The organism is Planktothrix tepida PCC 9214 (genome assembly GCF_900009145.1).
In the GTDB taxonomy this organism is placed as follows: Bacteria; Cyanobacteriota; Cyanobacteriia; order Cyanobacteriales; family Microcoleaceae; genus Planktothrix; species Planktothrix tepida.
On sequence record NZ_LN889782.1, the window covers coordinates 235,369 to 252,024 of the forward strand.

A 16,656-nucleotide genomic window follows, 5' to 3' on the forward strand; every position below is an offset into this window, starting at 1 on the left:
GTTTTCCAGAGTTTTAAATTATGGGATATGCCACTGGAGGAGATTCTATTATCTTACCAATTCCCCAAAGAAACCGACGCCTAGCTCAACGCTTTTCTCAACATCAACCTACCCTCGAAAAAGCCGAACAAGTCTTTAACAATACCCTTGCAGTTTTAGTGGTTTATGATTTTTTACAACTGTTAGGAATCGAAACAGATTTACTTAAGAGTGATAGTTGGAATTCCGTTGTGAGATTAGTGGCAAATAGTGCCGATTTATTGATTCCTCATTTAGGAAAATTAGAATGCCGTGCGGTTAAAATGGGATCTCAAACTTGTCCTATTCCGATGGAAGTTGGGTCAGATCGAATTGGCTATGTTGTTGTCGAATTAGATGAACAGTTTAAAGCAGGAAAACTCTTAGGATTTATTGAACAAGTTAAGGGAACAGAAATCCCCCTGTGTCAATTACAACCCCTGGATGCTTTACTCGATTTGATTAATTTAAGCCTGAGAAGATTCTAACTTGCTTTGAATTGCAACTTCAATTATAATCAAGCATTAACTCAATCCATTAGGAAACAATTTCTGATTAAAACCGCTATATGAAAAAAAATCTGTTTCGTGCAAAACTGGTGCAAACGATGATTGTGGGAATTATTCTTTTATTCCCAACCTTTGCCCGATCTCAAAATGAATTACCGACTGCTGAGGAGCTTCGAGGTAAACCCAATGAAGCAGAACAGCAACGTTTAGATAAAAAGCAAAGCCGACAAGCTGCACTTCGCCAAGGAATTCAACTTTATAAAACTGGAAATTATGCAGCTTCTGAAACTATTTTTCGTCAATTAGTAGAAGCTCAACCTGAAGAAGCCAAATATCATTTTTATTTCGGAAATGCTTTGTTTTATCAACGCAAAATTGAGGAAGCCACTCAAGCTTATCAAGAAGCGATTCGCCTTAATCCTAAATATGCTTTAGCTTATAATGCTTTAGGCTTTTTACAAGCCACTCAAGGTCAATGGGATGAAGCGATCATACAGTATCAAAAAGCCTTAGAAATTAATGCTGACTATGCAGAAGCCTTAAAAAATTTAGGGGAAGCGTTCTGGAAAAAAGGGAACATCGCCGAAGCTAAAAATGCTTGGAATAAAGCCTTAACTTTATATACACAACAGGGAAATAATAAAGCCGCACAACAAATTCAAGAAGTCTTAAATCGGACGGCTCAATAATTTTTAAATTCAAGAACCAACTCGATTAAAGGGAGAAAAATCTTAACATGACAACCCAGCAACCCACCCGCAAAGAATGCGATAGTATGGGAGAAATTGAAGTAGTGAGCGATCGCTATTGGGGAGCCCAAACCCAACGCTCTATTTATTATTTTAGCATTGGCAATGATTTAATGCCCCAGGAAGTAATCACTGCCTTTGGTATCCTTAAAAAAGCCGCTGCAATTACGAATCAAGAGTTAGGAAAACTCCCCGCAGACAAAGCAAAATTAATTATTCAAGCCGCCGATGAAGTCATTGCGGGTCAACTCAATGATCACTTTCCCTTGCGAGTTTGGATGACCGGAAGTGGAACCCAATCGAACATGAATATTAATGAAGTCATTGCGAATCGAGCTATTGAAATAGCCGGAGGAATTTTAGGCAGTAAAAATCCGATTCATCCCAATGATCATGTTAATATGTCTCAATCTTCTAACGATACATTTCCCACGGCAATGCACATTGCAGCAGCCATTGCTGTTACACAACGGTTAATTCCCAGTGTCAAAAAAATGCGGGATGAATTACACAAAAAAGCCGAAGAATTTGCCGATATTGTTAAAATTGGTAGAACCCATTTACAAGATGCAGTTCCCTTAACGTTAGGTCAAGAATTCTCCGGTTATGTGGCGCAATTGGATGGAAATTTAAAGCGGCTGGAGATGATTTTACCGGATTTATATGAATTAGCCATCGGGGGAACAGCCGTTGGAACTGGCTTAAATACGCCTCAAGGATTTGCTGAAAAGGTATCCGATCGCATTAGTCAATTAACCGGATTACCCTTTATTTCTGCCCCGAATAAATTTGCAGCTATGGCGGCTCATGATGGCTTAGTGATGGCAAGTGGAGCCTTAAAAACCTTAGCTTGTTCTTTAATGAAAATTGCTAATGATATTCGATTTTTAGGCAGTGGCCCCCGTTGTGGTTTAGGAGAATTAATATTACCTGAAAATGAACCCGGTTCGTCTATTATGCCGGGGAAAGTCAACCCCACCCAATGTGAAGCCATGACAATGGTAGCCGCACAAGTGATGGGTTATGATACCGCGATTAGTGTTGCGGGTTCCCAAGGACATTTTGAGTTAAATGTATTCAAACCCATGATTATATTTAACTTCTTGCAATCCGTGGCTATTTTATCAGATAGTTGCCATAACTTTACAGATTTCTTGTTAATGGGATTACAAGTTAATCGTAAAAAAATTAATAGTTATGTTGAACAATCTTTAATGTTAGTGACGGCTTTGGCTCCTAAAATTGGCTATGATAATGCAGCCCAAGTTGCCCATATTGCTTTAGAAAAAGATCTGACGTTAAAAGAAGTTTGTCTGGAATTAGGATATATTTCTAGTGAAGAATTTGATGCCATTGTAGATCCTTATAAAATGGCATATCCTAACCTTTAAAAAGCGGGAGTAGGGATGGGTCGTTCATCAATAATAGCCTTTACCCTATTTCCTTTTATCATCCTGTTATTTTTTTATTTCAGAGAAGATTAGCTTTAATTTATTTAAAGATGAGTCTGCTTTTTTCTATTCACCCCTTTTAAAAAAAGGTATTGAATTTACGAAAATAAGGATCTATAGTAAATGTAGACTATACTAAAATTTACTCGCTAATCACAATCACGTCGCCTAAATCAAACAAAAACCCTGAAAACCTAGGATGTGAGTCGAGTTTTGACACGTTATCAAGCCCAAAGGATAAAAATTTTAACTTTAAGACTTAAGCTCGCCATTAGAGTAAACCGATCAACCCAAACGATATTGTTGATCACCTCAGAACAATCTAAACTAGCGAGGAATCAAACTTGAATTTAAAACTCATCTATTTTTCAACTCATTATCAACAAAATTTCTTTTATTAATAATGTATTTATTATGTCTTTAAACCCAACTTTTGTCCCTAGAGATACAATTGAATTTCCTGATCGTCCACTTCCTTTAGATTCTAAATTTTATATTCAACGCCTTCCTTGCGAAAATTTAGGCTATGCAGAGATTCAAAAATCGGGGAGCTTACTCCGACTAAAAGCTGCTAGAAAAATGGGGAAGAGTTCTTTTATTTTGAGACTCCTAAACTATGCTGAAAGTTTGGGATATAAGACGGTTTCAATTGATTTTCTCCAAGCGGATAGTGCCATTTTTGAGAATCCTAATAAATTTTTGAAGTGGCTGTGTATTAATATCGCTCGACAATTGAAAATTGAACCTCAATTAAGCGATTATTGGGATGATGATATTGGGAGTAAAGTCAGTTCTACAGTTTATTTAGAAAGTCATATTTTTCCCCAAATCAATTCCTCTATCGTTTTGGCTTTTAATGAATTAAATCGAGTTTTTGAGTATCAAAATATTAGTCAAGATTTCCTCCCTCTGATTCGATTTTGGTATGAGCAAGGAAAACAAACTCAACTTTGGCAAAAGGTTCACTTTATTTTAGTTCAGTCCACAGAAGTTTATGTATCTTTAAATATTCATCAATCTCCCTTTAATATTGGTTTAGCGATTGAATTACCTGTATTTACCCTTGAACAAGTTAAGGACTTAGCACAACGTTATCAACTGAATTTAACAGATAATCATATTAAAAAACTATCCAATTTAGTCGGAGGACATCCCTATTTAGTCCATCTTGCGCTTTATCACTTAAGCTATGATCTCATTAGCATAGATGACTTATTAAATACCTCTCCAACCTTAACAGGAATTTATCGAGAGCATTTGCAATCTCTCTCGTTGAGCCTTCAACAAAAACCTGAACTTGCTATTGCCATGAAACGAGTAGCAACAACAACAGAAAGTATTCAAATTGAACCGCTCATTGCCTATCAATTGTATAGTTTAGGTTTAGTCAATTTACAAGGAAATTATTGCCTATGTTCTTGTGAACTTTATCGTCTTTATTTTCAGTGGCAATTGTTAAATGAAAAGCCAGAAAATACCAATAAATTACGAAAACTTCAACAAGAAAATAAATTTTTAAAAGCTTTAGTTTATGTTGATCCTTTAACAGAAGTCGCTAACCGTAGGCAATTTGATCACTGTATAGATATTGAATGGAAACGAATGATGCGGGAAATTGCTCCCTTATCTTTAATCTTATGTGATATTGATCATTTTAAAATTTATAATGATACTTATGGTCATCAAATGGGAGATGAATGTTTAAAAAAAGTAGCTCAATCTATTCGTAATGTTGTTCAACGTCCGGGGGATTTAGTGGCTCGTTATGGGGGTGAAGAATTTGTGATTATCCTTCCGAGAACAGACGCAACAGGAGCGCTATATATTGCGGAAGCAGTTCGTGAGAATCTCAAAACTTTAGCGCTTCCCTTTGACACAGAACAATTGCCCAATCGTCCAGCACCGATTGTTACAATTAGTATCGGCGTAGCCAGTACAATTCCCGGTGTTGATACTAATGATATTGGCTCGTTATTTTTAGCCTCCGATGAAGCCTTATATGAATCTAAAAGAAACGGCAGAGATCAAGTGCAATTGAGTTCATTTTTGCAATTTAGATATTGATTAAAAGAATGACAATCTATCGATATCGTGTCGGCGGTAGTCTCAGTAATGATGATTTATTTTATGTGGTTCGCCAAGCGGATACAGAATTATATGAAGCCTTAAAAGCGGGAGAATTTTGTTATGTTCTCAATGCTCGACAAATGGGAAAATCTTCTTTATTAGTCCGAACCTTTTATCGGATGAAACAGGAAGGTTATGTTTGTGCAACGTTGGATATGACCCAAATTGGGAGTGAATCTGTAACGCCGCTTCAATGGTATAAAGGAGCGATCACTAGCTTATTATTAGGATTTAATTTATTCAACACATTTAATTTTAAAGCCTGGTGGACAACTCAGGAAAACGTTTCATTTTCCCAACGATTTAGCAACTTTTTAGAGCGTTTATTATTTGAATTTTTTCCTCAAAAAAGAATTATTATTTTTATTGATGAAATTGATAATATTTTGAGTTTACCATTTTCCGTTGATGATTTTTTTGCTTTGATTCGATTTTGTTATAACAACCGAGCCATTTATTCTGAATATAATCGTCTAACCTTTGCAATTTTTGGAGTCGCCACTCCACCGGATTTAATTACCGATAAAACTCGGACTCCCTTTAATATTGGCAAATCAATTTTTTTACAAGGTTTTCAATTCCATGAAGCTCAACCTTTAGCCCAGGGATTAACGCCCTATTCTGAACGACCTCAAGCGGTCTTAAGCGAAATTTTAAATTGGACAAATGGACAACCCTTTTTAACTCAAAAATTCTGCCAATTAATCCAAACGATTAATCAAAGTAGTAGCTCTCAAAAAATCATTATTCCCGCCGGACTAGAATCCTTTTGGATTGAGTCTCTAGCCCGAACTAAAATTATTGAAAGTTGGGAATTTCAAGATGAACCCGAACACTTAAGAACCATTCGAGATCGCCTATTTTTCTATCAAAATCGCATCGGTAAATTACTGGGAATGTATCAAAAAATTCTACAAGGAGTTGCTATTCCCTGCGATGGAAGTCAAGAACAAATTGAACTACTTTTATCTGGTTTAGTCATTCCTGAAAATGGATTTTTAAAGGTTAAAAATTGCCTTTATAAACTGATCTTTAATTTAGAGTGGGTTAATCAACAATTAAGCAGCCTACGCCCCTATTCTCAATCCCTAGAAGCCTGGGTTGCCCAGCAAAAACAAGATAATTCTCGTTTGTTACGGGGACAAGCTTTGATTGAGGCTCAAAATTGGGCAAAAGATAAAAGTTTAAGTGATTTAGATTATCAATTTCTCAATCAAAGTGAAGCTTTAGATCGACAAGAAACACAAAAAAGTTTAGAAGCACAACGGGCAAAAGCTGTGGAAGCTAAAATAGCTGAGGAACGTAAAACTGCTCAACTACAACGGGTTTTACTCGGTGTGGTTACTGTAGGGTTAATAACCGTTCTCCTCTTAGGTTTTGAAGTGTTAAATAACTTTTATACTGCCAGAAGTAACGAAAAAATAGCGAGATTGAATGAAATTAAAGCTTTAATTTCTTCTTCAGAAGGAAAATTTGCTTCGGATCATCAATTAGATGCTTTAATCGATGGAATTAAAGCCAAAAAATATCTGCAAAAAATTCCAGAAGTTGATCCTCTATTTACTGCTAAAGTTGAACAATCTTTGAGACAAGTAGTGTATGGTACAAATGAATTTAACCGTTTAATTGGACATCGCGGAGGGGTATTAACCGTTGATATTAGTTTTGATGGTCAACTGATTGCCACAGGAAGTAACGATAAAACAGTCAAACTGTGGAAACGAGATGGAACTTTACTGAAAACCTTAAAAAATGACGCTACTGTACATCGGGTGGCTTTCAGTCCTGATAGCAATCAAGTTGTCGCCGCCACTTTAAACGGTCAGGTGAACCTTTGGCAAGTAGATGGAACCCTCGTTAGACAAATTAAAGCCCATTCAGCACCCGTTTGGGGGATTGCTTTCAGTCGTCAGGGGGATGTGATTGCTTCAGCCAGTGGCGATGGGACGGTTAAATTATGGTCGGTTGATTCCTTCCAACTCCTACACACCTTCAAGACCCAACAGCAAGCCGTGTGGAATGTCGCTTTTAATCAAGATGGTCAAACTCTGGTGAGTACGGGATGGGATGGAACCCTGCAACTGTGGAGTCGAACCGGAAAATTACTCCACACCCTCACCGGTCATCAAAAAACCGTTTGGGATGTGGCGTTTTGTCCCCAGACTAATCTGTTTGTCTCCGTGAGTTCCGATCACACCGCTAAACTGTGGAATGTTGATGGCACCTTAATTAAAACTCTCGTGGGAAATAATGTCATGTTGGGGGTGGATTGTAGCGAAAACGGTCAATATATTGTTACCAGTGGTAAGGATAATGTGGTTCAACTGTGGAAATCCGACGGGACTTTTATTCGTACCTTAAGAAAACATCAAGCGGTGATTCGAGATGTGGCACTCAGTGGCGATGGGTTGATGGCTGCTTCCGCCAGTGATGATGGCATCGTGAAACTCTGGCAACGCAATCTTTATTTATTAAAACCGCTCTATGGACATCAAGATACGGTTTGGACTGTGCAGGCTAGTCCCAATAATCGCTGGATGCTTTCAACCGGAGCTCAGACTCTGCGATTTTGGTATCGGGATGGAACCCTAATTCAGGTTTTGCGTGAAATGATGCGGGGTGCGTCCTTTAGTCCCGATAGTCGTAAGATTGCTGGCGGGGGAACACCAGAGGTTAAGTTGTATGAAATTCAGGACACTGACCCCCCGACCCTAAAACGATTGAGAACCTTCAAAGGCCATCAATCCCTTGTGATTTCAACGGTGTTTAGTCCCGATGGCAAAATGATTGTTTCTGGAGGGGATGATCACACCCTGAAATTTTGGGATCTTCAAGGGAAACTGCTGCATAGCGTGGATGCTCATACGGAAAGAATTTGGAAACTTGCGTTTAGTCCCGATGGTCAGATTCTCGCTTCTGCGAGTGAAGATGGAACCGTGAAGTTATGGACACCGGAGGGAAAAGCTGTTACCACCTTAAAAGGACATGAAGGGGCCGTTTGGGGTGTAGCGATTAGTCCCCTGGGAAATTTGATCGCATCGGTGAGTCTGGATGATACTCTGCGACTCTGGAAACGGGATGGAACCCCCATCACCACTATTCCGGGTCAAAGTCGAGGGTTAACACAAGTGGCGTTTAGTGGTGATGGACAATTTCTAGCCACCGGAGGTATTGATAATACGGTTAAGTTATGGAATTTAGTCGGGGAATTAATCATAACTTTACCCGGACATCAAGGGATTGTTGATAGTGTAGATTTTACGGCTGATCAAAATGCCGTGATTTCAGGAGGAGATGATAGCACTGTTATCCTCTGGGATTTAAAAAAAATTCGTAGCCTCAACGAATTACAATATGCTTGTAATTGGGTAAAAGATTATTTAAAAACTTCTCCTGAAGTTGAAGAAAGTGATCGAAGCTTATGCGACTAAAAAAGTGCTTGATTGCCAAAAGTATCATTGTTAATTATGAAAATAATTAATTTTTTTAAACCCGCTATTTCTGTAATTAATCAACTTAAATATCCTCAAAAATTTGTTTTGATTAGCTGCATTTTTATTATTCCTTTAAGTTTGATGATGTATTTGTTAATTTCTGAAGTCCAGACTCGGATTGATTTTGCGACTCAGGAGCAGTTAGGAACTCTCTATCTCCGTCCTCTACGGCAACTTTATCCTAAAATCTATCAAGCTCAATTATTAATGGCTAACCCGAATTTGAGCGGGAAAGATCAAGCTCAATTAGAACAACTGAAACGAGACATTACAGATCAGATTAAAACCTTAGAAAACCTAGATAATAAAATTGGGAATAAATTATTAACAACGAATTTATTTAAAGAGCTTCAAGACAGTTGGAGAACCTTAGAAGAAAATCAAAAACTGTGGAGTTTACAAACTCAAAAAGTCTATTCTTCTTTGATTTTAGAACAAATTAATCAACTTCGGTTTCAAGTGGGAGATCAATCTAATTTAATTCTTGATCCTGATTTAGATACCTATTATTTAATGGATACAACCTTATTAAAATTACCAGAAATTCATAAAATTTTAGTCGATATTCTCTTGATCAGTCAAGATATTAGCCAACGAGATCAACAACAGTTAACTCCAAAAGAATATTGGACGATTACCACCCTTTCAGGATTATTAACGAATTATAATGAAAAACTCAAGCGTTCCCTAGAGGTTTCTTTTAATCATAATCCGGCGGGAAATCTCCAACCTAAATTGGGAGAAAAATTAAATTTACTCACCGATAATATTCAAACCTTGAATAATGGGCTGAGTAATATAATTAGAACAGGGGATACGACCAACATACAACAATATGCCCAAAATGCTGAATTAAATATACAACAAAGTTTGAGATTGTGGGATCTGACCATTGATGAATTAGATTTCTTATTACAGCGTCGGGTTCAGGGTTTTATGGCTCGACAACTGTTTTTAGGGATCTTAGTTTTAATCCCATTATTAATCGTGATTTATTTATTTATTGGATTTTACCAATCCGTGATGCAAACGGTCAATAGTCTTAGTATTGCGTCTCAAAAAATGATTGCGGGGGAAATGAATGAAACCCTATATCTGGAGAATCAAGATGAATTAGCAGATGTCGCTCAATCCTTTAATAATCTGGCTGTGGCTTTAGTGAAAGCCAATCAAGAAATTACCTCCCTGAATCAACAGTTAACCTCAGAAAATCTTCGCATGAGTGCGGAGTTACAAGTAACTCGTCAACTGCAAAAAATGATTTTACCCAATGACCGAGAACTGTCAGAAATTGTCCATTTAGATATTGCAGGTTATATGGAACCAGCAGATGAGGTGGGGGGAGATTATTATGATGTTTTATATAATAATGGGATGGTTAAAATTGGCATTGGAGATGTTACCGGACATGGGTTAGAATCGGGGGTTTTAATGTTAATGGTACAAACAGCAGTCAGAACGTTAACTACTAACAATGAAACTGACCCCATCCAGTTTTTAAATACCTTGAATCGCGTGATTTATGATAATGTTCAACGCATGAAATCCGATAAGAATTTAACCTTTTCTTTAATTGATTATTATAATGGATTTCTCAGCATTTGTGGTCAACATGAGGAAATGATCGTTGTGCGATCGCAATTGCAACCGGATAGCAAATATCATCCGGTTATTGAAAGAATTGATACCATGGATTTAGGATTCCCCATTGGTTTAGAAGCCGATATTACTGATTTTATTGGTTCTATCAATATTAAATTAAACCCAGGGGATGGCGTTGTTCTCTATACCGATGGAATTACGGAAGCTGAAAATCATCAAGGTGAATTTTACTCCTTAGAAAAACTCTGTGAAATTGTCAAACAACATTGGCATTTAACCGCCTCAGAAATTCGTAAAGCGGTGATTAATGACGTGCGATCGCACATTGGTAAACATAAAGTTTATGATGATATTACCTTGGTGGTTATGAAGCAAAAATAGTAAGAGTTATAACGGATAATTCTGTTGTAAAAAGGCTTCCGCAGACGTGCGATCGCAGACTTCCCCATCTAATGTTGCTGTTAATAAATCATCTAACATTTGTTTAAATTGACGACCCGGTTTATATCCCATGGCTTTTAAATCATTCCCATTTAAAGCAGGTTTAATCTCCCGCAATTGGATTAAATAGTTCCAAATGTGTCGTCTAACTTTTCGATCTGAATGAATAGCGATTAAAATTAACATCGGTAAACTATAAAGTTTAAATAACCAGAAAAATTGACTATTTTTTTCAGCTTGAGAAAGGGTTTCCAAAATTTTATCTTGAGCAGGTTCTAAATTTTTTAACCGTTCAATACTTTCAATCTGTAATTGAAGAGTTTGAGCTACTTTTTCTCGATATTGGGGAGATAAATAGGCAATTAACACTTCTAAGCGAACTTCCCAATGGGTTAAGGTTCGTTGGGAATCAAACCGTTGTAAACAGCGATCTACAGAGCGAATTTGTTGCCATAACTGGGGACTTAATTCTAAGGTTGGATGAATACACCGTAAGGCTTTTAATTCTCCTAAAAGTTGTAAAGATCGCTTCCAATAGTGAGACTGTAAAATATATCTTAACTCACTTTTTAAACGGGTTTCTAACGCCGGAACTCGACGATTTTGATCAAAGGATTTATTACTTTCTTCCCGTTGTTTTTCATAAATTCCACTACTAATGGCATAACGAATATATTCTTTGGTTTGAGTTTCAATTTCAAATCCTAAACGCACCGCGAACCGCACCGCACGATAAATTCGAGTCGGATCTTCAATAAAACTATTAGAGTGTAAAACTCTAATTTTTCGTTGTTCTAAATCTAAAACTCCCCCAAAAAAGTCTAATAATTCTCCAACCAGGGGAGGCGTTAACCGCAAAGCTAAGGCGTTAATGGTGAAATCTCGTCGATATAAATCTTGACGAATTGAACTCGCTTCTACCTCTGGATTTGCCGCCGGATAGGGATAAAATTCGGTTCTCGCAGTAGCAATATCAATCCAAAGAGAATCTAAAATTGGATCATTATGCCATAATAAAGCAGCCGTTTGAAATTGTCCATGAACATCTAACCGCGCAGCCGGATAATGCTTTTGTAAATCCATGGCTAATTCTACGGCGGGAGAACTGAAAGATAGATTATCTCCATTATAATTCGTATTTCCATAACATCCATCCACCACAATATCAATATCACTTAATACCACCGTTGTTTCGGGTTCTGCTAATAGTAAATCCCGTACCGCACCGCCAACTAAATAAACCTGCCAGCCCCGTTTCTGTGCTAAAAAAGACAGATGATTTAATAAGGTTAATAACGGCGTTGCTAATCGTTCTTGTAATAATTCTTCTAAGGTGGAACAAGTTACCCCCGGAATACACCCTTTTAAGGGGGATTTTTGCGGACGTTGCTGTTGATGGAGTAACCTTAAAACATCAGTTCGGGTGACAATTCCAACTAAATTTCCTTGATCTAAAACTGGCAACCGTCCAATATCATACGTCACCATTAAATATTCGATTTCGGGTAAAGTTGTATCCGGGGTAATGGTTTTTAATTGCGGGGTCATATATCCCTTAACAGGTGCATGACTAAACCCATGATGTAAGGCAATATCTAAATCTCGCCGGGAAATAATTCCCACTAATTGATCTTGTTCATCAACGACTGATAGACCGGAATGACCATAGCGTAATAAAATTCGATGGGTTTCTTCTACAGAAGTATCAGGACGAATGGTTCTCACCGGAGAAGACATTAATTCTTTTGCTGTTGGTGGGTGAGGAATTTGTGCTTTTAATTGTTCTACTAATTGATTTAAAATTTCCGAAAAATTACCGTCTTTTAAGCTAACTGAAGCAGCACGGGTATGTCCTCCACCGCCATAGGGTTTAAACAATTCATTGAGATTTGTTTTCTCAATTCGAGACCGTCCAATAATACTGAATCGATCCCCTTCTCCTTTGCCATATTGATGTCCTAAGAGTAAGGCATCGCTTTCAGTTAAATCGATTAATTCAGACGCAACACTGGATAAACCGGGCACATATTCATCGGTTTTTAATAATACCCAAGCAACAGTATATCCTCGAATGGTTGATTTTTTTAGTTGGTCTAATGCCAGGGTTAATAAATCTTGTAATTTAGGCGGTAAACCCGGTTCTACATATTCTGAAATCACAGGTAAACTTGCCCCTTGCTGCATTAACCAAGCTAACGCCATGGCATCTCTCGCAGTGGAATGGGGGAAGGTTAAAGACCCTGTATCTAAATGAATTCCTAACGCCATTACCGTTGCTTCTGCTGTGTTTAAAACCACCGGTTGAGCAGAATTTTGAGCGAAGATTTGTAATTGTTCAACAATTAAAGTTGTGGTGGCACCCACGGCTTCAATATAGGTTTCTGTAGCGGGAATATCGGATTTGATATCGGGATGATGATCATAAATTCTAATGGTTGATAAATTGGCTAATTTAAACCATTCTGCACTTTTTCCTAAGCGATCGCAACTTTGGGTATCAACCACAGTAATTGAATGAATTTTATTGGGATTAACTGACCGACGTTCAATTAAAGGAAATTCATCTCGATAAAACGCTAAAAAATCTCTCACCGCCGGATGACTTCCCCCGGACAATACTATTCGACTTCCGGGATAAATTCGAGTCAGTCCCACCGCCGCACCCAAAGCATCAAAATCAACAGTTGTATGGCATAAAATTAAGTGCATAAAATTAGGAGTAGGGTGTGTGGAACAGGCATCTTGCCTGTTAAGTGGGGTGGCGGATGTATTTTAATTAAGTTGGCTCTTTCATTAATTTTACCATAAAAAATCCATCCATATTCTGTCTATGGGGCCAGATTTTAATCCAGCCTTCTGGTTCAGGAGAAAGGGTAAAATTCCCAGGAGGAGGTAAAATTTTCCAATTAGAATGTTGGCTTAAAAAGGTTTGAATTAAGGTTTCATTTTCTTGGGGATGGAGGGTACAGGTAGAATAAACTAAACAGCCTCCCGGTTTAACCCAAGTTTGGGTAATTTCTAATAACTCCGATTGAAGTTGAGACAACTCTTTAATATTTTTAGGATCATGTCTCCAGCGTCCATCCGCCCGCCGATGTAACGTTCCTAAACCCGAACAAGGTGCATCTAATAATAGCCGATCTGCAACCTCAAAATAACCTTTTAACTCCCGAATATCTCCCTGTTGAGGATGGATAGAATTGAGTTGTAATCGGGTTGAATTTTGCTGAACTTTTTTTAATCGAGATTTAATCGAATCAAAGGCTAAAATTTTACCTTGATCTTGCATTAATTCAGCAATATGGGTGGTTTTTCCTCCGGGGGCGGCACAAGCATCAATAATGACTTCTCCAGGTTTTGGATCTAATAAATAACTCACCCATTGAGCACTACTATCTTGAATTGACCACCACCCTTGATCATAACCGGGTAAATTTTGAATTGCACCGACACTTCCCGTTAATCTTAATCCTAAAGAAAGTCCAGAAATTCGATGAACTGCAATTCCCCTTTCTTTAAATTCAGATTCTACTGTTTCTAAGGTTGTTTTTAACAAATTAATTCTTAAATCAAGGGGGGGAGATTGATTAAACCAAGTACAAAGCTGTTTTGTTTCTTCTAATCCTAAACTATCTAACCAAAATTGAATCAACCAGTCAGGAAAACTATAGAGAATTCCTAATTTTTCGATGGGATTTTGGGGTAACTCAAAACAGGTAAAAATAGAATCAGGTGTTTCTAAAGGACAATTTCCTTGCTCTCGAATATAATGTCTTAATATCCCATTCACAAAACCACTAAAGTGCGTTAAGCCATTTTGTTTAACTAATTCCACACTGGTATCTACCGCAGCCGAATTGGGAATCTGATTGAGATAGCAAATTTGATAAAAACCAAGATGTAGTATAGTACGAATATCCGGGTGCTGTTGATGGGATTTTTTAGAAGCTAAGTAATCGATTAAGGTATCGAGCGATCGCCTTCTACGAACACAGCCATAGACTAATTCGGTGGTTAAGCGTCGGTTAATATCCGATAAATCAGATTGACGAAGCCATTGATCTAAAACCACATCAGCCAGCCCACCCCGTCGGTTAATGTCTCGGAGAGCTAAAAATGCAACTTGGCGCGGATTATTATTCACAGTTATTTTAACACTCAATTCAACTTAATTGGACAATAATTTATCCCAGATAGATTGTATTGAACTCATAGCTGAAACCCCAAATAAACCATGACTACAACTGACTCAAGACTATCAGAAATTGGTGCATTTATTCAAACCAACCTCAAGAAGTTTTCTTCAAATTTAGCTCCAACTAAAGCTCAAACTTATGACGATTGGCGAAAGCATTTTCTTTACCAACGTTTAAGTTTAGGTTTTACTTTAGCTCTGATTTCCTATTTTACCTTTACTCTTTCACAAATTAACAATTTTTTCTTTGATCCCGACCATTTCCAGCCGTCCTGGTTAGCCACACAAGTCGTCGCTGAGTTAGGTTTAATTATTGGTTTAGTCCTGCTGCGAACTCCCTTGGGGATGAAATATCCGGGGTTAATGTTTCTGTTATTATCTTGGGTCGTCACAATTACCCCGCAAATTCGAGAAAACCTAAACGGAATTGCTACTGCTTCCATTATTGAATGGCCGTTAATGTTTTTTTCTCAAGCTACATTAATTCCGGTTTATTGGCCTTTACATTTAATTTCTCAATTAGGGGTTTTGATCTATTATCACGGAAGCCAAATTTTATTTAATTTAAAACTGGTTCTTCCAGCCCCTTGGATGACAGCAGAGTTCTTATCTCTGTATTTATTTTGGATTTGTTTAATTTGCAATCTTTCAGTGTATTTATATGATCGGTTAGCGCGTTCGGAATTTAAGTCTCGTCAAGCCTTAGAAAAAGCTTATGATCTAGTTAAAGAAGAACAGGAACGCTCCGAAAGTTTACTCTTAAATATTTTACCCCATTCCATTGCCCAACGGCTAAAACTACAACCTAGTACCATTGCCGATAGTTTTACCGATGCAGGCGTTTTATTTGCCGATATTGTGGGTTTTACGGAACTTTCAGGACAGTTTAATCCGGCTGAATTAGTTAATTTACTCAATCAAATCTTTTCGGAATTTGATCATTTAGCCGAATTACATGGGCTAGAAAAAATTAAAACCATCGGGGATTCTTATATGGTGGTTTCCGGTTTACCCATTCCCCATGATGATTATGCAGAAGCGATCGCAGATATGGCTTTAGATATGCAACGAACCCTGAAAGAATTTAATGTCAAAACTCAACAAAATTTTCATATTAGAATTGGAATTGCAACCGGGCCAGTGGTGGCGGGAGTCATTGGAATTAAGAAATTTATTTATGATTTATGGGGAGATACGGTTAATCTAGCAAGTCGGATGGAATCTCATGGACTTACCGATGAAATTCAAGTCACAGAAACTACTTATTTAGCCTTGAAAAAACAATACCAATTTGAAAAACGAGGGACAATTTTAGTTAAAGGGAAGGGAGAAATGACCACCTATTTATTAAAAGGGAAAACAGACTCAAGGGGTTCGGGTTAGCATTCATTAACCCTTGAATACATAAACCTATCCAGATCAGACACTCAGGATTAGGATTAGAATTTCCGAAAAACAGGTCTTGACGGTTGTGGTTATTCTTAGAGACAATCAGAATTAAGACTATTAATCTGGTTAGAACAGAATGGACTCAAACCTATGAAAGCAACGCTATTAGCCTTAACTCTAATCCTGTCCTTGAGTATGGGTCAGATTGTTCAAGCTAAAACCCTAACAGAAAATGAAATTTCGGGTTTACAAGACTCACCAACGGTAACTGAAATAGCCCAAAATACTGCATCAATTACCATTGGACAAGCCGCCGATCTAGTCACACAATGGTTAAATGCTAAATCCAGAATTTTTGCTTCTCCCTTTGACCGTGAGATTGTTCTAAATTTAACCACAGGTAAGTTATGTGCTGACACTTTAAAAGCGATTGATTTTTTAATTCAAAATAATTCTCACTATGAATATGGAGTGCAGAAAGTTGAATCCATCGAACAATTTGCAGCATCGGGAAATAAAGCTACCATCCAAGTTAAAGTGACAGAAGATACGACTTTATACAGTAATGGTAAAGTTTCCGAAAGTAGCTTTAATACCAAAACAGTTCGTTATAATTTAGAGAATTGGGATGGGATTTGGAAAATTGCTAACTCTCAAGTTCTGAATTAAATCCTTAAAAAA

The 16,656-nt window shown here is 37.5% G+C and carries 10 protein-coding genes; 8 read left to right on the plus strand and 2 right to left on the minus strand.

Annotation, left to right across the window (positions count from 1 at the left end):
- Positions 1-20 precede the first annotated feature (20 nt).
- The 6 genes from PL9214_RS04050 (at position 21) to PL9214_RS04075 (ending at position 10,331) form a co-directional block, all read left to right on the plus strand.
- Positions 21-506 (plus strand): DUF1822 family protein, encoded by a 486-nt coding sequence (locus tag PL9214_RS04050; protein ID WP_072717572.1) that lies wholly within the window; start codon positions 21-23, stop codon positions 504-506.
- A gap of 80 nt (positions 507-586) precedes the next feature.
- Positions 587-1,216 carry a tetratricopeptide repeat protein gene (locus tag PL9214_RS04055; RefSeq protein WP_072717573.1) on the plus strand — a complete coding sequence of 210 codons (630 nt, stop codon included), beginning with the start codon at positions 587-589 and terminating at the stop codon, positions 1,214-1,216.
- A 47-nt stretch (positions 1,217-1,263) separates the two neighbouring features.
- Positions 1,264-2,667: a class II fumarate hydratase gene (fumC, locus tag PL9214_RS04060; protein ID WP_072717574.1), complete on the plus strand. Its 1,404-nt coding sequence runs from the start codon at positions 1,264-1,266 to the stop codon at positions 2,665-2,667.
- A 474-nt stretch (positions 2,668-3,141) separates the two neighbouring features.
- Complete coding sequence (locus PL9214_RS04065) at positions 3,142-4,791, plus strand: AAA-like domain-containing protein (protein ID WP_072717575.1); 1,650 nt, start codon at positions 3,142-3,144, stop codon at positions 4,789-4,791.
- Between the two features lie 8 nt (positions 4,792-4,799).
- A complete protein-coding gene (locus tag PL9214_RS04070; RefSeq protein WP_072717576.1) occupies positions 4,800-8,285 on the plus strand; it encodes an AAA-like domain-containing protein in 3,486 nt (1,161 codons plus the stop codon).
- 36 nt (positions 8,286-8,321) lie between these two features.
- Complete coding sequence (locus PL9214_RS04075) at positions 8,322-10,331, plus strand: PP2C family protein-serine/threonine phosphatase (RefSeq protein WP_072717577.1); 2,010 nt, start codon at positions 8,322-8,324, stop codon at positions 10,329-10,331.
- Between the two features lie 6 nt (positions 10,332-10,337).
- On the opposite strand, the gene PL9214_RS04080 is transcribed toward PL9214_RS04075, so the two are convergent.
- Positions 10,338-13,100, minus strand: coding sequence for a CBS domain-containing protein (locus PL9214_RS04080; RefSeq protein ID WP_072717578.1), 2,763 nt, complete (start codon positions 13,098-13,100; stop codon positions 10,338-10,340).
- 67 nt (positions 13,101-13,167) lie between these two features.
- Positions 13,168-14,535, minus strand: a complete 1,368-nt coding sequence (locus PL9214_RS04085) for a 16S rRNA (cytosine(967)-C(5))-methyltransferase (protein WP_072717579.1) — start codon at positions 14,533-14,535, stop codon at positions 13,168-13,170.
- Between the two features lie 90 nt (positions 14,536-14,625).
- Here PL9214_RS04085 and PL9214_RS04090 point away from each other — a divergent pair, with 90 nt between their 5' ends.
- Both PL9214_RS04090 and PL9214_RS04095 read left to right on the plus strand, forming a co-directional pair.
- Positions 14,626-15,969: an adenylate/guanylate cyclase domain-containing protein gene (locus tag PL9214_RS04090; protein WP_072717580.1), complete on the plus strand. Its 1,344-nt coding sequence runs from the start codon at positions 14,626-14,628 to the stop codon at positions 15,967-15,969.
- Between the two features lie 156 nt (positions 15,970-16,125).
- Entirely contained in the window at positions 16,126-16,644 is a 519-nt protein-coding gene (locus tag PL9214_RS04095) for an ARC6/PARC6 family protein (RefSeq protein WP_072717581.1), read from the plus strand.
- The last annotated feature ends 12 nt before the right edge of the window (positions 16,645-16,656 follow it).